Consider the following 16,884-nt stretch of genomic DNA (forward strand, 5'->3'; position numbering starts at 1 on the left):
GCATGGCTAGCATGAACGCTCGTACGGTCCGGAAGATCGGCGTCCTCTTCGGCGGCCGCTGCCCGGATCCGCAGCCGACGTGACCGGTCGGCTCGTCGCTTCCCGCACTCAAGGACCGAGGGACCGCGGAATGTCAGTGCCTGCTCCTCCCAGCCCGCACGCGATAGCCAGAACGGGGCGCACCTCGCTGGTCGCTGCGCTCACCGTGCTCGTGGCCGCGGCGGCCGTCGCCGGCAGCGCGGCCGCGGTCGCCCCGGCGGCCGCCAGGACCTGGGCGGTGTGGACGGCCGTGATCGCGTGGGGGTGCCTGGCCGCCGTCGTCCTCGCGCACACCGTGACGATCGGCCGGGCCCGCCGGGACGCCTCCCGGGCACGGGACGAACTCGCCCTGGCCCAGAGCCGGTTGACCCAGCAGGCGGCCGAGGCCGCACAGCTCGTCAACGTCACCCTGCCCGCGGTCGCGCACCGGCTGCACGACGCGGCGGGCGCCCCGCCGGTCGCCGCCGCACCGCCGTCCGACCCCCAACTGCGGCGGATCCTGGACGAGTTCACGGCGACGGTCGAGGCGTCCGCACGGACCGCCGCCCAGAGCGCCGCCGAGCGCGACGCCGCCCGGGGCGAGCTGGAGCGCGCCGCGACCGAGCTCGACCGGCTGACCGCCGTCACCTTCCCCACCGCGGTGGGGCGGCTGCGCGACGGCGCGTCCGCCGACACGGTGCTCGCCGAACTCACCTGGCCGGACAACCCCCTGTTGAGGGTTCCGGCCGAGACCTTCCTGCGGGAACTCGCCCTGAGCGAGCGCCGGGGCGCCGCCGCGCAGGCCGCCTCCGCGAAGGCGCTCAGCCGGGTGCAGGCCAAGTCCGTGAGCATGCTGGCCGATCTGCGCGGCATGCAGGAGCGGCACGGCGAGGACGTCTTCGGCGACCTGCTGCGCCTGGACCACTCCACGTCCCAGCTCGGTCTGATGACCGACCGGCTGGCGCTCCTGATGGGCGGCCGCTCCAGCCGCGCCTGGAACAAGCCGATCGTGATGGAGAGCGTGCTGCGCGGCGCCGTCGGCCGCATCGCCGCCTACCAGCGGGTGCGGCTGCACTGCTCCACCGGTGCGGCGATCGCCGGGTTCGCCGCGGAAGGCGTGATGCACCTGCTGGCCGAGCTGATGGACAACGCGGCGAACTTCTCGCCGCCCATCGACGAGGTGCACGTCTACGTCGAGGAGCGCTCCGCGGGCCTCGTCGTGACCATCGAGGACAGCGGTCTGAAGATGGCCGACGCGGCGATGCGCCACGCCGAGCAGGCCGTGTCCGGACAGGTCACCGACCTGGCCTCGCTGCAGGGCACCCGGCTCGGCCTCGCCGTGGTGGGCCGGCTTGCCGCGAAGTACCGCATCGACGTGAACTTCCGCCCCTCCTCGCGGGGCGGCACCGGCGTTGTCGTCCTGCTGCCGCCCCAGCTCCTCGCCCAGCAGCGCGAAGCGGTCCCGCAGCCCGTCGTCGCGCCGCGCACCGCCCCCGCGGAGACGCACGAGCGCGCCGACGTGCCCGTGCCGGTGCCGCAGCAGGCCGCGCCGCCGGCCGAGCCCGCCGGCGCCACGCCGAACGGCCTGCCGGTGCGTCCGCCGGGCCGCACCATGGCCGCCGCCGACAAGGACCGCGACCGCGCTCCCGGCACCCCCGCCGCCGAGCCCGCACCGAAGCCCGCCCGTGACGCGGGCGCCCGCTTCGGCGCCTTCCACCGGGCCCGCAAGGCCAAGGACGGCGACCGGCCGGAGTAGCCCCCGGCGCCCCGACGGAACCTCAACCCCCGCTCTACACCGTGAGATTGGAGGCACGGGCGGCGGACCGGCAGCGCCGGACCTCTCCCCCGCCCGACCCCGCCATGCAGACCACTGACACCAGCCTGACCTGGCTCCTGGAGAGTCTCCTCGAGCGCACCCCCGGCACGCGGCACGCCTTGGTCCTGTCCCGGGACGGGCTGAAGCTGTGCTGGAGCGAGCACCTGACGCTCGACCAGGCCGACCAGCTCGCGGCGATCTGTTCGGGGATCCAGGCGCTCGCCCAGGGCGCGTCCGTGGAGTTCGGCGACGGGACCGGCGGCGTACGGCACTCGATGACCGAGTTCCACGGCGGCCTGCTGTTCATCGTGGACGCCGGCGAGGGCGCGCACCTCGCGGTGGTCGCCGACGAGGACGCCGACCCGGGCGTGGTGGGCCATCAGATGACGGAGCTGGTCGAGCAGATCGGTGAGCACCTGCGCGCCGAACCGCGCCAGGGCGCCACCGGGAGCGGCGCCTCGTGACCCCCCGCCGGCCGGTCGACACCGGCGACCCGGACCGGCTCTACACGGTCACGGGAGGCCGCAGCCGCGTCGACGACACCTCGTTCGACCTGGTGACGCTCATCGTGAGCGAGTGCGAGCCGGCCGCCGGGATGCAGTCCGAGCACGTCCGCATCCTGGAGCTGTGCCGGCGGCCGACGGCCGTCGTCGAGATCGCCGCCGAACTGCGGATGCCGATCACGGTCGTGCGGATCCTGCTCGGCGACCTGCTGGCCGGCGGCAAGATCACCGCCCGTCATCCGCGCGCGGCCCCGGCCGTCGCCGCGCTCCCCGATTCCGCCCTTCTCAAGGAGGTGCTCCATGGGCTCCGCAACCTCTGACCTTCCCGCCGTGCGCACACCGCTCGGCGCGCTCGCGGACACCGGCCTGAAGATCGTCGTGGTGGGCGGGTTCGGCGTCGGCAAGACCACGCTCGTCCGGTCCGTCAGCGAGATCCGGCCGCTGAACACCGAAGAGGTGATGACGCAGGCCGGCGTGGGCGTCGACTCGACGGCGGGGGTGGCGGCGAAGACGACGACCACGGTCGCCTTCGACTTCGGCCGGATCAGCCTCAACGACCGGATGGTCCTGTACCTGTTCGGGGCGCCGGGCCAGGAGCGGTTCTGGTTCCTGTGGGACCGGCTGTTCTCCGGGACGCTGGGCGCGGTCGTCCTCGTCGACACGCGCCGCATGGACGAGTCCTGGTACGCGATCGACCGGCTCGAGCACCACGGGACGCCGTTCGTGGTGGCGGTCAACCGGTTCGACGACGAGCCGGTGCGGCACTCCCTCGACGAGATCCGGCAGGCCCTCGCGCTGCCCGCGCACGTCCCGATGATCGACTGCGACGCCCGGGTCCGCTCGTCGGGCAAGGACGTGCTGATCACCCTCGTGGACCACCTCTACGAACTGGCCATGGCCCAGGAGACGACACCGTGACCGAGCAGAACACGACGCCCCCGCCCGGCTGCCCCGCGCACGCGGGCGCGGTCCCGCTCAGCGGCCTGCAGTACCAGCAGACGCCGTCCCAGCTGTACCGCACCCTGCGCAGGGAGCACGGTCCGGTGGCGCCGGTGCTGCTGGACGGGGACGTGCCCGCGTGGTTGGTCCTCGGCTACTCCGAGCTCAGTTACGTCACCGCGCACGACGAGCTCTTCGCCCGTGACTCGCGGCGCTGGAACCAGTGGGAGAACATTCCCGCGGACTGGCCGCTGCTGCCGTTCGTCGGCTACCAGCCGTCCGTGCTGTTCACCGAGGGCGAGGAGCACCGCAGGCGGGCCGGGGTGATCACCCACGCCCTCGGGCAGGTCGACCAGTTCGAGCTGGCCAGGGACTGCGCGCAGATCGCCGACCGGCTGATCTCCGAGTTCTCCGGCAGCGGCCAGGCCGAGCTGATGGGCGCCTATGTGAGCGCCCTTCCGATGCGGGCCGTGGTGCAGCTGTGCGGGCTGCCCGACCTGGGATCCGACACCCAGGACTTCGTCGACGACCTGCGGATCTCGCTGGACGCCGCCGAGGGCGACGACCCGGTCGCCGCCTACGTGCGGGTCGGGGAGCGGCTGCAGAACCTGGTGAAGGAGAAGCGGGAGCGGCCCGGCCCCGACATCACCTCACGCATGATCAACGACCCGGCGGGCCTGTCCGACGAGGAGATCGTGCAGGACCTGATCTCGGTGATCGCGGCGGCCCAGCAGCCCACGTCGAACTGGATCTGCAACACGCTGCGCCTGCTCCTGACCGACGAGCGCTTCGCCCTGAACGTCTCGGGCGGCCGGCTCAGCGTCGGCGAGGCGCTCAACGAGGTGCTGTGGCTGGACACGCCGACGCAGAACTTCATCGGCCGGTGGGCGGTGCGCGACATCCAGCTCGGCGGCCGGCAGATCCGGGCGGGCGACTGCGTGGTGCTCGGGCTCGCCGCGGCGAACACGGACCCGCAGATCTGGCCGGAGTCGCACGTCGGCGCGGAGAACGCGGCCCATCTGTCGTTCAGCAACGGTGAGCACCGCTGCCCCTATCCGGCTCCGCTGCTGGCCGACGTCATGGCGCGCACGGCGGTGGAGACGCTCCTGGACCGGCTGCCGGATCTCGTGCTGTCCGTGGAGCCGGAGGAGCTGACGTGGCGCCCGTCGATCTGGATGCGGGGTCTGACGTCGCTGCCGGTGAGCTTCACGCCCGTCGTGCAGTGAGCCGCCCCCGACGGGGCGGCCCGGCGCTCTTCAGTAGTCGGCGTTCATGGCGGCCCGTACGTCCCTGAGGGTGGCCTCGGCGATGGCGTTGGCCCGCTCGTTGCCGGCCCGCAGGACGTCCCGGACGAGCCGGCGGTCCTCGGCGTAGGCGGCGCGGCGGGCGCGGATCGGGGCGAGGTAGGCGTTGACGGAGTCGGTGACGCGTCGCTTGAGGGCGGCGCCGCCTCCGTCGCCGATCTCCGCGGCGACCTGGACCGGGTCGGTCTCCTCGCAGAGCGCGGCGAGCAGGACGAGCGAGGAGACCTCGGGGCGGGTGGCGGGGTCGTAGCTGATGTGCCGTTCGGCGTCCGTCTTGGCGCCGCGGATCAGCCGGGCGGTCTCGTCGGCGTCGGCGGACAGCGACACCGCGTTGCCGCGGCTCTTGCTCATCTTGGTGCCGTCGGTGCCGAGCAGCAGCGGGGCGGTGGAGAGCAGCGCCTCGGGCTGCGGGAAGACCGGTGTGCCGTGGCCGTAGCGGTCGTTGAAGCGGCGGGCGACGGTGCGGGTGATCTCCAGGTGGGGCAGCTGGTCCTGGCCGACGGGCACGAGGTTCGCCCGGCAGAAGAGGATGTCGGCGGCCTGGTGGACGGGGTAGGTGAACATCAGGCCGCTGACGGCGGACTGGCGGGAGTGGGCGATCTCGTCCTTGACCGTGGGGTTGCGGTTCAGTTCGGCGACGGAGACGAGGCTGAGGAACGGCAGCAGCAGCTGGTTGAGGGCGGGCACGGCGCTGTGCGTGAAGATCGTGGAGCGGTCCGGGTCGATGCCGATGGCGAGGTAGTCGAGGACGAGTTCCTCGACGTACTCGGTGAGGTTCTCGGCGACGTCGCGGTCGGTGAGCACCTGGTAGTCGGCGACCAGGACGAACGTCTCGACGCCGAGGTCCTGGAGTCTGACGCGGTTGTGCAGGGTGCCGAAGTAGTGCCCGAGATGGAGCCGGCCGGTGGGCCGGTCCCCGGTGAGGACCCGGAATTGTCCGGGGTCCTTGCGGATGAGTTCCTCCAGCTCGCGGCTGCGGGCCTGTGCGGCGGACGTGCCGAGGACGTCGGTGGTGCTGCTCATGGTCTCTCCCGAAGCTCACGGGCGTCCTCGGGACGGCAGGGCTTCCGGGGAGAAGCAACAAGGGCCGTCCGGCGGACGGCCCTTGTACGTGCATGACTGTGGCCGCCTCTAAGTGAGGCGCCACCAGCTCAGACACGAAGAACGATGCATGCTGGGATCATACACCCGTGAACGGTTCGGGGTCAGGAACCCGCCGGTGTGAACCGCACCGGCAGCGACTGCGGGCCGCGGGTGAACACGCCCTGCTCGACCGGGTCGAACCCGTCCGCGAGCCGCAGGTCCGGCATCGCGTCGAGCAGCTGGTTCACCCCGATCTCGACCTCGGCCTTGGCGAGCAGCGCGCCCACGCAGAAGTGCCGGCCGAGCGCGAAGGCCAGGTGGTCGGCGGCGGCCGAGAACGCGGTGGTGGTCGTCAGGTCGTCGCGGAAGAGGTCGAAGCGGTCGGGGTCCTTGTAGCGGTTCTCGTCGCGGTTGGCCGCGCCGATGAGGCAGGTGACGGTGGCCCCGGCGGGGATGGTGCCGCCGCTCACCTCCACGTCGACCGCGGACTGGCGCATGATCATGTGGACGGGCGGGGTGAAGCGCAGCGTCTCGGCGAAGGCCCGGGCGATCAGCGAGCGGTCCTCGCGGACGGCGGCCAACTGCTCGGGGTTCACCAGCAGGTTGGCGAAGATGCTGGCGATCGCCTTGTCGGTGGTCTCGCCGCCGGCGGCGAGCAGCAGGCTGCAGAACGCCTTGATGTCCTCGTCGTTCATCCGCACGCCGTCGACCTCGGCGGCGCACAGGGTGGACAGCAGGTCGTCGCCCAGGTTCTCGCGGCGGGCCTGGATGATCGGGATCATGTACTCGGCGAACTCGACGCGGGTGCGCTCGCCGGCCGCGGCGACGTCCGGGTCGCCCGCCAGGTTGCCGAGGAAGGCGATGACGGCGGTGTACCAGCCGTGGAAGCGGGCGTGGTCGGCCTTGTCGAGGCCGAGCATGTCGGCGATGACGTTGACCGGGAAGCGGGTCGCGTAGTCCCCGACGATGTCGGCGGAGCCGGTGGCCCGGAACTGGTCTATGAGATCACGGGAGTTGGCCTCGATGACCGGCAGGAACTTCTCCTGCAGGTCGCTGCCGCGGAAGGCGGGGGCGACCAGGGCCCGGCGCACGGCGTGCTCCCGGCCGCTGAGCTGCAGGATGGTCTTGCCGTGCACCGGCTCGATCTGCCAGTTGTAGTTGTCCGTGGTGAACTGCGTCTGCTTGTCCTTGAAGACGCGCTCCACGTCCGCGTACCGCGAGATGATCCAGCTCTGCGTCGCCTCATGCCAGATGAGGGGCGCGGACTCGCGCATCACGCGGTACGCGGGGTAGGGGTTCTCGGCGAACTCCGGCGAGAGGATGTCGGGAATCTGCGCGGTGGACATGGAGCTCCCTGAGTGGGGTGACGAGCGGTCTGCCTCAGGCTATTGATCACCCGTCACCCGGAACAGACCCCTCCACGCCGACAGTTGAGCGCTGCACCAATTCCGTGGCCGAAAATCGCCCTTTCGGGGCCGGTCTCAGCCGTTGGGCAGGATGACCGCGCGGCCGTTGACCTTTCCGTCGTGCAGCCGCTCGTACGCCTTGGGCGCGTCGTCCAGCGAGTACGTCTCGGTGTGCACGGAGACGGCGCCGGCCCGGGCGAGGTCGAGCACCTCGATGAGCTCGCCGCGGCTGCCCCAGTACGGGGCGGTGACGCTGACCTCGAAGTTCGTCGCGCCGAAGCCGACCGGGAGGGTTCCGCCGCCGATGCCGACGAGGGTCACGTCGCCCTCGACGGCGGCGACGGCGCCCGCGGTCTCGACGGTGGGCTGCACGCCGACGAAGTCGAAGACGGCCTGGGCGCCGCGCCCGCCCGTCAGCTCCTTGACCTTCGCCGCGGCCTCGGCGTTCGACAGGATCGCCTCGTGCGCGCCGACGGTGCGGGCGAGGGCGAGCTTGTCCTCGGAGACGTCCAGGGCGATGACGCGGGCGGCGGTCATGGCGCGCAGCAGCTGGATGGCGACGTGGCCGAGGCCGCCGGTGCCGATCACGACGGCGGTGGAGCCGGGGACCAGCTTGGGCAGCGAGCGCTTGATGGCGTGGTACGGGGTGAGTCCGGCGTCGGTGAGCGGCACGGTGGCGACGGGGTCGAGGCCGTCGATCGGCACGAGGTGGCGCGGGTCGTCGACGATCATGTACTCGGCCATGGAGCCGGGGGCGCCGAGTCCGGGCGGGTTGATGCCGAGCTCGGCGGCGCGCAGGCAGTAGTTCTCCTTGCCCTGCGCGCAGTTGATGCAGGTGCCGCAGCCCCACGGGCCGTAGACGGCGACGGAGTCGCCCTCCTTCAGGCCGGTCACGCCCGCGCCGAGCCCCGCGACGGTGCCGACGCCCTCGTGGCCGAGGGTGAGCGGCAGCTCGTAGGGGAAGCCCTCGGCGGGCCAGCTCATCACCGCGATGTCGGAGTGGCAGACGCCGGCGGCGGTGACCTTCAGGAGGACCTGCCCCGGACCCGGCTCCGGATCGGGAACGGTGACGACCTCGGGTGCAGACCCGACGGTGCGGTACTGAAGCGCCTTCATGACTCGACTCCTCTGTCGCTTATGTCCGACCCCCGTGCCACCAGCGTAACTCTTGATGTCCCAATGAGACACATGTCCCCCCGAGACGCGTGTCTGGGCGCGCAGAACGGCGCCCTGGATCGCCGGAGGAGTGCGAGAGGGAGTCAAAGGGGTGGGTGCGAGCGTGGGGCCGGCCCACGTGACGGGGCTCCGGCGGGGCGTCGCGGTGCGCCGGCGAGGGCCCGCTGGAGGGGCGCGCGGCGTGCGGAACGCAAAGGACCCCGACCGTACGGGGGAGAACGGTCGGGGCCTGGTTCAAAGTTTAACAGCGAACCAACGGTGCTTCGCACCGCGCGGCCCATCTGCCCGGGTGAGGTCGGACACACGGCACCAACGGGCGCACATGCCGCGTTCCACCACTGCCCATACAGTGACAAACGCCAGCAATCGCCGCCCTGCGAGACGGGAGCCCCCGTGGCCGAGCCGCAGTCCGTCCTCACGCCGCCCGCGAAGGCCGCCGTCTTCCTCGTGGTCACCGTCGCGCCCGGCGGGGAGACCGCCGTGCGCGCGACGCTGGAGGATCTGCCCGGGCTCGGCCGCTCCGTCGGGTTCCGCTCCCCCGGCGACGGGCTGTCATGTGTCGTGGGCATCGGCTCCACGGCCTGGGACCGGCTCTTCGGCGGGCCCCGGCCCCGCGAGCTGCGTCCCTTCCAGGCGCTCGCCGGCCCCCGGCACCTGGCTCCGGCCACCCCCGGCGACCTGCTCTTCCACTTCCGGGCCCGCCGGATGGACCTCTGCTTCGAGCTGGCCCGCCTCGTCGTGGCCCGGCTCGGCGGCGCGGTCACCGTCGTGGACGAGGTGCACGGCTTCAAGTACTTCGACGAGCGCGATCTGCTCGGCTTCGTCGACGGCAGCGAGAACCCGACGGGACGGGCGGCGGCCGCGGCCGTCCTCGTGGGCGACGAGGACCCGGACTTCCAGGGCGGCTCGTACGTGATCGTGCAGAAGTACGTGCACGACATGGCGGCCTGGGAGGCGCTCTCCTCCGACGAGCAGGAGCGGGTCATCGGCCGCACCAAGACCGCCAACGTCGAGCTGGCCGACGACGTGAAACCCGCGAACTCGCACGTCGCGCTGAACACGATCGTGGACGAGGACGGCACGGAGCGGCAGATCGTGCGCGAGAACATGCCGTTCGGGCACGTCGGCAGCGGCGAGTTCGGCACCTACTTCATCGGCTACTCCCGCACCCCGGACGTCACCGAACGGATGCTGCGCAACATGTTCCTCGGCGACCCGCCCGGCAACCACGACCGCATCCTCGACTTCTCGGCGGCGGTCACGGGATGCCTCTTCCACGTGCCGAGCGCCGACTTCCTCGACGATCTGCCCGACCCGCCGCCCAGCTCCGCCGACGTCGTCGTCGACGGCTCGCTGGGCATCGGCAGCCTCAAAGGAGCCCCAGCCCCATGAGTACGAACCTCCACCGGGAACTCGCGCCGATCACGCCCGCCGCCTGGGCGGAGATCGAGGAGGAGGCGCGGCGCACGTTCCAGCGCCACGTGGCGGGGCGCCGCGTCGTGGACGTGACCGGGCCCGACGGTCCGGAGCTCGCGGCCGTCGGCACGGGACACCTCACGGACATCACGCCGCCCGCCCCGGGCGTGACGGCGCGGCTGCGCGGGGTCCGGCAGCTGGTCGAGCTGCGGGTGCCGTTCACCGTCAGCCGCGAGGCGGTCGACGACGTGGAGCGGGGTTCCCTGGACTCCGACTGGCAGCCGGTGAAGGACGCCGCGCGGGCCATGGCGTTCGCCGAGGACCAGGCGGTCTTCGACGGGTACGCGGCGGCGGGCATCGAGGGGCTGCGCTCGCGGACCTCCAACCCGGTCCTGAGCCTGCCCGCGGAGCCCCGCGACTACCCGGACACGATCAGCCGTGCCCTGACCGCGCTGCGGCTCGCCGGCGTCGACGGCCCGTACTCGCTGCTGCTCGGCGCGGACGCGTACACGGCGGTCAGCGAGACCTCGGACCACGGCTATCCGATCGCGAACCACCTGAGCCGCATCCTCAACGGCGAGCTGATCTGGGCGCCCGCCCTCAACGGGGCGTTCGTCCTGTCGACCCGCGGCGGCGACTTCGAGCTGCGGCTCGGCGAGGACCTGGCGATCGGGTACACGACGCACGACGCGAGCGGCATCGAGCTGTACTTCCACCAGACGCTGACGTTCCTGCCCTACACGGACGAGGCCGTGGTCGCGCTCAAGGCATGAACCTCACGGGTGGTCCTCACGGGCTGGTCCGCACGGCGGCGCCCTCACGGGGTGGTCCGCACGGCGGCGTCCTCACGGGGTGGTCCTCACGGCATGAGCCGGTCGATCGCCTTGACCGCGGTGCCGACACCGTCCTCCGCGGCGATCCGGGCGGCCACGTCGCGGCTGCCCGGCACGTCCGTCACCGTGCGCAGCGCGTGCGCGAGGCGAGCCGCGGTGAGCTCCCCGAAGGGGATCGGTGCGGTGGCCGTGCCCGCCGCGACGAGGCGGTGCGCCCAGAACGGCTGGTCCGCCGTGACCGGCACCGGGACCGACGGCACCCCGGCACGGGCGGCGGCCGCCGCCGTCCCGGCGCCCGCGTGGTGGACGACCGCGGCCGTCCGGGGCATGAGCAGCGCGTGCGGCAGATCGCCGACCGTGAGGACACCGTCGGCCTCGGCGGCGAGTCCGGCCGCGCCCGACTGGAGGATGCCGCGCAGCCCGGCCCGGCGCAGCGCGTCGACGACGAGGGCGCTCAGCCGTTCCCCCTCCCCTGCGGCCATGCTGCCGAAGCCGACGAGAACGGGGCGGGGCCCCGCCGCGAGGAAGTCCTCGACCGCGCGCGGCAGCCGGTGCCGCTCGACGTGCGGCCACCAGGTGCCGACGACCTCCAGGCCCGGGCGCCAGTCGGCGGGACGCGGCACCAGGACCTCGCTGAAGCCGTGCAGGACCGGTCGGTCGGCGGCCTCCTCGCGGCGACGCAGCTCGGGGCCGCGGGCCGGCGGCAGGTCGAGGCGCTCGCGCAGCTCCCGTACGGCCGGGGCGTAGATCCGGTCGACCATGCGCAGCGCGAACCGGCCCGCGGCGCGGTTGCCGTACCGGCCCAGCGAGCGGGTGCCGGACACGACCGGGCCGAACTCCCCGGTGGGGGCGTTGGGTTGGAGGTGGGCGCCGACGGCGGGGATGCCGGTGGCCTCGGTGACGTGCCAGCCGAGCGGTGTCGTGGTCGCGGACAGCAGCATCAGGTCGGGGCCGTCCGCGACCGCGTCGGCGAAGCCGCGGCCGAGCCCGGCGGTGAACGCGGCGGCGTTCCGCATCAGTGCGCGCCGCCCGGCCCCGCCGCCCGCACCGTCCCGCGGGCCGGTGGCCAGGACCCGGAACCCGAGCCCCGCCGCCCGCACCAGCGGGGCGAACTCCTCCTGCGTGGCGATGTCGACGTCGTGCCCGGCGCCGCGCAGCCCCACGCCGAGCCCGGTGTACGGGGCGATGTCACCGCGGGATCCGGCGGCGGCGATCAGGATGCGCATGGGGACTCCTCGGGGTGCGGTGGACCATGGGTGCGGGACGGGCCGTGGGTGCGGGACGGGCCGTGGGTGCGGGACGGGTCGTGCGGGCGGGACGGGTCGTGCGGGCGGGACCGACGGCGCGGGCGGGGCCGAGCATGCGGGCAGGAGCGAGCATGTGGACCGGGTACGGCGGCAAGGGGTACGGCGGCGGCGGGGATCACTCGCCCTCCTCCGCCCGCCGCACCCGCAGCGCGTTGGCGTCCACCGCGTCCCGCAGGAACGCGGCGAGCCCCGGACGCTGCTGGGACGGCGGGACCACCAGGGCGAACGCGCGGGCGTCGCGCGGGAAGTCGGCGGCGATCCGGCGGTGCATGTCCGGTGGGCACGGGGTGAACCAGCGTGCCGTGTGCCGGCGGTGCTCCTCGGCGAGGTCCATCGCCTCCGCGCTGTCGGCGGCGTGTCCGTCGTCGTACGCGGCGAGGAGGTCCTTGCGCCAGGCCGCGGCCTCACGCATCAGGGTGCGCCAGTCGTCCTTCGTGTGGGCCGCGGCCCTGGCCATCGCCTTGCGGTGGCCCTCCGATTCCTGCCACTTCAGCTGGGCCTCGGTGGCGTAGCTGAGGTCGAAGGCGATCTCGCCGAACACCTCGAACCGCTCCCGCGGCGTCAGCCGCACCCCGGTCTGCTGCACCTCGATGGCGTGCTCGGCGACCTCGACGAGATGGCTGAGCTTCTCGATCTGGTCGGTCAACTGCCGCTGCCGGGCCCGCAGATGGGCCAGCACGTCGGCCGCCGGATCCGCGAGGATCGCGGCGATCTCCTCCAGCGGGAAGCCGAGCTCCCGGTAGAAGAGGATCTGCTGGAGCCGGGCGAGGTCGGCGTCGCCGTAGAGGCGGTAGCCGGCCGGACTGCGGTCGCTCGGCGAGAGCAGTCCGGTGCGGTCGTAGTGGTGCAGGGTGCGCACCGTCACCCCGGCGGCGTCCGAGACCTGTCCGATCGAGTAGTGCATGGCCGTGCCCTTTCGTCGGCGTACAGCGTGCAGCCTGACGTAAGGGGAGACTCAACCCGCCGCGTCCCGCGCGCGGGACGCACCCGCCGCGCCGCCGGACGGCACGATTCCGGTCGCCGTGACGATCGGTTCAGGCCGCGCGGGGCGCGCACCCGGTGCGGCCGGTTCCGCCGGCGCCCCCGCCCGAGCTGAGCACACCGCCGCCCGCCTCGAACGCGAGCGAAAGGCCCCGGCCAGATACCCCGTCCGAACGAACTGGCCGGTCTTGCCGTCGACCCGGTAGATGCCTGGGGCATCCAATGACAGAAGCACGGAACGACCGGCTCCGTGCGCATCATCGAGTTACTGCGAGGCGATCCGCTCCATGACGGAATCCACTACGGAAACGGCCCGCCAGGACCCCCACCCGATCGCATCCGACCCCGCGCCCGTGTCCTTCCCGCAGGACCGCGGCTGCCCCTACCACCCGCCCGCCGCCTACGCCCCGCTGCGCGAGGCGGGACCGCTCGGCCGGGTCACGTTCTTCGACGGCCGGTCGGTCTGGGTCGTCACCGGGCACGCCCTCGCCCGTGACCTGCTCGCCGACCCTCGTCTTTCCAGCAACCGGCAGCGCCCCGGCTTCCCGTTCCCGACCGAGCGGCTCGCCGGCGTGCGCGCCCGCCGGGTGGCGCTGCTCGGCGTCGACGACCCGGAGCACAACGCCCAGCGGCGCCTGCTGATCCCCAGCTTCTCGCTCAAGCGGATCGGCGCCCTGCGGCCCCGCATCCAGGAGACCGTCGACCGGCTGCTCGACGCGATGGAGCGGCAGGGCCCGCCGGCCGAGCTCGTGTCGGCGTTCGCCCTGCCCGTGCCGTCGATGGTGATCTGCGCGCTGCTCGGGGTGCCGTACGCGGACCACGAGTTCTTCGAGGAGTGCTCCCGGCGCCTCCTGCGCGGGCCGGGGGCGGACGACGTGGAGCGCGCCCGGGTCGAACTCGACGCGTATCTGGGCACGTTGATCGACCGCAAGCGCCAAGACCCGGGCGACGGGCTGCTCGACGAGCTGATCCACCGGGACGGTCCCGACGGCCCGCCGGACCGCGAGGAGCTGATCGCGTTCGCGGTGATCCTGCTCGTGGCCGGGCACGAGACGACGGCGAACATGATCTCGCTCGGTACGTACACGCTGCTGCGCCATCCCGGGCAGCTGGCGGCGCTGCGGGCCGGGGACACGACCACGGCCGTCGCCGTGGAGGAGCTGCTGCGGTTCCTGTCGATCGCGGACGGGCTGCTGCGGGTGGCGAAGGAGGACGTGGAGGTGGCCGGTTCGACGATCCGGGCGGGCGAGGGGGTCGTGTTCTCGACCTCGCTCATCAACCGGGACGGCGACGCGTTCGCGGCGCCGGAGACCCTCGACTGGGACCGGTCGGCCCGCCACCACCTGGCGTTCGGCTTCGGGGTCCACCAGTGCCTCGGCCAGAACCTGGCCCGCGCGGAGCTGGAGATCGCCCTGCGCACCCTCGTCGAACGGTTCCCGGGGCTGCGGCTCGCGGCCCCGGTCGAGGAGATCCCCCACAAGCCGGGCGACACGATCCAGGGCATGCTCGAACTGCCCGTGGCCTGGTGAGCGCCGTGCGGATCGAGGTCGACAAGGAGCGGTGCGTGGGCGCGGGCATGTGCGCGCTGACCGCGCCGGACGTGTTCACGCAGGACGACGACGGCTTCAGCGAGGTGCTCCCCGGCCGCGCCGAGGCCGCCGCGGAGCACCCGATGGTGAAGGAGGCGGTGCGGGCCTGCCCGGTGAGCGCGGTGTCGCTCACCGGGACCTGACGGCCGAAGCTCAGGCGGGCGGCACCACGGCGACCGGGCACGGCGCGTGGTGCAGCACCGCGTGGGCGACGGAGCCGATGCGGGCGCCGACGGCGGTGCGCCGGGCGCGGCGCCCCACGACGAGGAGCTGGGCCTCGGACGCCACCGACAGGAGGACCTGTCCCGCGCTGCCGATCTCGACGTGCTCGGTGACGGGCACGTCGGGGAACCGCTCCCGCCAGGGCGCGAGGGCCGCCGCGAGGGCCTTCTTCTCGTGCGGCTCCATGCCGCCGGACTCGTCGAGGAGGGCGAGGGAGGCGGGGCTGTAGGCGAAGACGGGCGGCAGGCTCCACGCGCGCACCGCCCGGACGCCCGCACCCCGCGCCGCCGCGGTGGTGAACGCGAACTCCAGGGCCGCGGCGCTGTCCTCCGGGTCGCCCTCCTGTCCGACGATCACGTCCCGCCCGGCGGCCTCCGCGCTCGCCTCGTCGCCCTCGCGGACCAGCACCACGGGACGCTCCGCGCCCGCGATCACCTGCTGGCCCACCGAGCCGAGCAGGAACCCGACCAGGGCGCCGTGGCCGCGCGCACCGAGCGCGAGGAGTTCGGCGTCGCCCGCCGCGGCCACCAGGGGCGACGCGGCACCGTCCTCACCGAGGACGTCCGTGGTGACCGCGAGCCCGGGGTGACGCTCGGCGATCTCCTGCTCGGTCTCGGCGAGCAGGTCGCCGGCCCAGCGGTCCTGGCGGTCCTGGGTGTCCTCCAGGGCGGCGAGCACCAGCGTCTCGGGCAGCCGCTGCCCCACGTGCACCAGGCGCAGCGGCAGGTCCCTGCGCACCGCCTCGCGCGCCGCCCATGCGGCCGCCGCCGCGCTCTCGGGTGATCCGTCCACTCCCGCGGTGATCGGCCGGGTCATGCCACTGCCTCCAGGTCCGTCGGCTGCACTGTTCGTCTGCTGTCTTCGATCTTGCCCTACTTCGCCGCCCCGCCGGCACCGGCCTTCGGCCGCTTCTCCGGCCGCAGGTACGCCGACCAGCCACCCGGCGGCCGCTCCCCCACTTCCAGGCCGCGCAACTTGGCCAGAACCGCGGGGTCCTGAGCGTCGAGCCAGTCGACGAACTGCCGGAAGGAGACGAGCCGTACGTCCTTGTGGCCGGCGATCTGTTTCAGGCTCTCCTCGACGGCGTCCATGTAGATGCCGCCGTTCCACTCCTCGAAGTGGTTGCCGATGAAGAAGGGCGCCCGGTTCGTCTCGTAGGCGCGGCGGAAGCCAGCCAGGTAGGACTGGGTGGCCTGGGTGCGCCAGCCCGGGTAGTTGGAGGACGGCGCCCGGGTGGTGTTCTTCGACTGGTTCGCCAGGATGTTGTAGTCCATCGACAGCACCTCGAAGCGGTGGCCGGGGAACGGGATGCCCTGCAGCGGCAGGTCCCACACGCCCTGCTTCTTGTCCGGCCAGCGCTGGAGGCCGCCGGGCGAGGACGCGTCGTAGCGCCAGCCGAGCTCGCGGGCGACGGGCAGCAGGTTCTCCTGGCCCAGCAGGCACGGGGTGCGGCCGCCGATGAGTTCCTGGTCGTAGTCGAAGGGCAGCGACGGGTGGTCGTGCCAACCGGTGTTGCTGCGCCAGGACTTGACGAAGGACCTGGCCTGTTCGATCTCGCTGCGCCAGTGCGCGGCGCTCCAGTTGCCGACGGAGCCGGGGCCGCCGCAGAAGTGCCCGTTGAAGTGCGTGCCGATCTCGTGGCCCGCCAGCCACGCCTGGTGGACGTACTTCAGGGTCTCCCTGACGTGGCCGTCGGTCAGGTAGCCGATGTCGGAGGCGCCGACGGGGTTGTTCGGCGGGCGGTAGAGGCGCTTCTTCGACTCGGGCAGCAGGTAGAGGCCGGAGAGGAAGAAGGTCATGTGGGCGTCGTGCTCGCGGGCCAGTTCGAGGAACCGGGGGAAGAGGCCGTTGCCGACCTCGCCCGCGCCGTCCCAGGAGAAGATCACGAACTGTGGTGGCGTCTGGCCGGCTTCCAGGGCGACCGGCGCGGCCGGCTGGTGGGGCTGCCGGCCGGTGTACGAGGTCGAGCCGTCGCCGATCAGCCGGGGCGGGGCCTTCTTGGCGGGGGCCGGGGCGGCGGCGGGCCGGTCCGGGTGGTGGCCGGGGCCGGCCGGGGGGCGGCCCTGTTCCTCGCCGCTCCCGCACCCGGCGAGCGTCGCGGCCGCGGCGCCGATCCCTACTCCCAGACCCAGGCGGGCCGCGCCTCTGCGGCTGATACCACTCATGAACATCCCAACCCGCGCCACGTGGGGGCACGTTGTGCGTCCCCCCTCATGGACACCGACCCCCGCACCGTAGAGCCGATAAACCGACAAATGCCTCATTTCTCTCGGCGCGGCGCGCAAAAGGCC

At 73.0% G+C, this 16,884-nt stretch carries 16 protein-coding genes; 9 read left to right on the forward strand and 7 right to left on the reverse strand.

All coding sequences use genetic code 11. From position 1 onward, the window contains the following. Positions 1–130: 130 nt before the first annotated feature. From RBJ77_RS38240 to RBJ77_RS38260, 5 genes are all read left to right on the forward strand, one after another. Positions 131–1,774, forward strand: a complete 1,644-nt coding sequence (locus tag RBJ77_RS38240; RefSeq protein ID WP_372349157.1) for a sensor histidine kinase — start codon at positions 131–133, stop codon at positions 1,772–1,774. Positions 1,775–1,878: 104 nt separating this feature from the next. After that, the gene (locus tag RBJ77_RS38245) at positions 1,879–2,298 is read left to right on the forward strand and encodes a roadblock/LC7 domain-containing protein (RefSeq protein WP_255977933.1); all 420 of its coding nucleotides are present in this window, start codon (positions 1,879–1,881) and stop codon (positions 2,296–2,298) included. Further along, complete coding sequence (locus RBJ77_RS38250; RefSeq protein WP_255977931.1) at positions 2,295–2,657, forward strand: DUF742 domain-containing protein; 363 nt, start codon at positions 2,295–2,297, stop codon at positions 2,655–2,657. The genes RBJ77_RS38245 and RBJ77_RS38250 overlap by 4 nt, the downstream gene beginning before the upstream one ends. Then, the gene (locus RBJ77_RS38255) at positions 2,638–3,255 is read left to right on the forward strand and encodes an ATP/GTP-binding protein (protein ID WP_372349158.1); all 618 of its coding nucleotides are present in this window, start codon (positions 2,638–2,640) and stop codon (positions 3,253–3,255) included. Before RBJ77_RS38250 ends, RBJ77_RS38255 begins: the two co-directional genes overlap by 20 nt. Further along, a complete protein-coding gene (locus RBJ77_RS38260; RefSeq protein ID WP_372349159.1) occupies positions 3,252–4,502 on the forward strand; it encodes a cytochrome P450 in 1,251 nt (416 codons plus the stop codon). Before RBJ77_RS38255 ends, RBJ77_RS38260 begins: the two co-directional genes overlap by 4 nt. 30 nt (positions 4,503–4,532) lie before the next feature. On the opposite strand, the gene trpS is transcribed toward RBJ77_RS38260, so the two are convergent. The 3 genes from trpS to RBJ77_RS38275 form a co-directional block, all read right to left on the reverse strand. Beyond that, complete coding sequence (gene trpS / locus RBJ77_RS38265; RefSeq protein ID WP_372349160.1) at positions 4,533–5,603, reverse strand: tryptophan--tRNA ligase; 1,071 nt, start codon at positions 5,601–5,603, stop codon at positions 4,533–4,535. 182 nt (positions 5,604–5,785) lie between these two features. Then, positions 5,786–7,009: a cytochrome P450 gene (locus RBJ77_RS38270; RefSeq protein WP_372349161.1), complete on the reverse strand. Its 1,224-nt coding sequence runs from the start codon at positions 7,007–7,009 to the stop codon at positions 5,786–5,788. Positions 7,010–7,144: 135 nt separating this feature from the next. Continuing rightward, complete coding sequence (locus RBJ77_RS38275) at positions 7,145–8,185, reverse strand: NAD(P)-dependent alcohol dehydrogenase (RefSeq protein WP_372349162.1); 1,041 nt, start codon at positions 8,183–8,185, stop codon at positions 7,145–7,147. A gap of 453 nt (positions 8,186–8,638) precedes the next feature. On the opposite strand from RBJ77_RS38275, the gene RBJ77_RS38280 reads away from it, so the two are divergent. Beyond that, positions 8,639–9,637 (forward strand): Dyp-type peroxidase, encoded by a 999-nt coding sequence (locus tag RBJ77_RS38280; protein ID WP_372349163.1) that lies wholly within the window; start codon positions 8,639–8,641, stop codon positions 9,635–9,637. Beyond that, on the forward strand, positions 9,634–10,434 hold the full coding sequence (locus tag RBJ77_RS38285) for a family 1 encapsulin nanocompartment shell protein (RefSeq protein WP_372349164.1): 801 nt from the start codon (positions 9,634–9,636) through the stop codon (positions 10,432–10,434). The genes RBJ77_RS38280 and RBJ77_RS38285 overlap by 4 nt, the downstream gene beginning before the upstream one ends. Positions 10,435–10,520: 86 nt before the next feature. Here the strand turns inward: RBJ77_RS38285 and RBJ77_RS38290 are convergent, their stop codons facing one another. Both RBJ77_RS38290 and RBJ77_RS38295 read right to left on the reverse strand, forming a co-directional pair. Further along, a complete protein-coding gene (locus tag RBJ77_RS38290; protein ID WP_372349165.1) occupies positions 10,521–11,720 on the reverse strand; it encodes a glycosyltransferase in 1,200 nt (399 codons plus the stop codon). A 196-nt stretch (positions 11,721–11,916) separates the two neighbouring features. Further along, positions 11,917–12,705, reverse strand: coding sequence for a MerR family transcriptional regulator (locus RBJ77_RS38295; protein WP_372349166.1), 789 nt, complete (start codon positions 12,703–12,705; stop codon positions 11,917–11,919). A gap of 364 nt (positions 12,706–13,069) precedes the next feature. Here RBJ77_RS38295 and RBJ77_RS38300 point away from each other — a divergent pair, with 364 nt between their 5' ends. Both RBJ77_RS38300 and RBJ77_RS38305 read left to right on the forward strand, forming a co-directional pair. Further along, positions 13,070–14,311, forward strand: a complete 1,242-nt coding sequence (locus RBJ77_RS38300; protein ID WP_372349167.1) for a cytochrome P450 — start codon at positions 13,070–13,072, stop codon at positions 14,309–14,311. 5 nt (positions 14,312–14,316) lie between these two features. Continuing rightward, positions 14,317–14,514, forward strand: coding sequence for a ferredoxin (locus tag RBJ77_RS38305; protein WP_372349278.1), 198 nt, complete (start codon positions 14,317–14,319; stop codon positions 14,512–14,514). Positions 14,515–14,524: 10 nt separating this feature from the next. On the opposite strand, the gene RBJ77_RS38310 is transcribed toward RBJ77_RS38305, so the two are convergent. Together RBJ77_RS38310 and RBJ77_RS38315 are read right to left on the reverse strand one after the other, a co-directional pair. Next, positions 14,525–15,409, reverse strand: coding sequence for a universal stress protein (locus tag RBJ77_RS38310; protein WP_372349168.1), 885 nt, complete (start codon positions 15,407–15,409; stop codon positions 14,525–14,527). Positions 15,410–15,465: 56 nt separating this feature from the next. After that, positions 15,466–16,758 carry a hypothetical protein gene (locus RBJ77_RS38315; protein ID WP_372349169.1) on the reverse strand — a complete coding sequence of 431 codons (1,293 nt, stop codon included), beginning with the start codon at positions 16,756–16,758 and terminating at the stop codon, positions 15,466–15,468. Between the last annotated feature and the right edge of the window lie 126 nt (positions 16,759–16,884).

Origin of the sequence: Streptomyces sp. KL116D (assembly GCF_030766975.1) — a bacterium.
In the GTDB taxonomy this organism is placed as follows: domain Bacteria; phylum Actinomycetota; class Actinomycetes; order Streptomycetales; family Streptomycetaceae; genus Streptomyces; species Streptomyces longispororuber_A.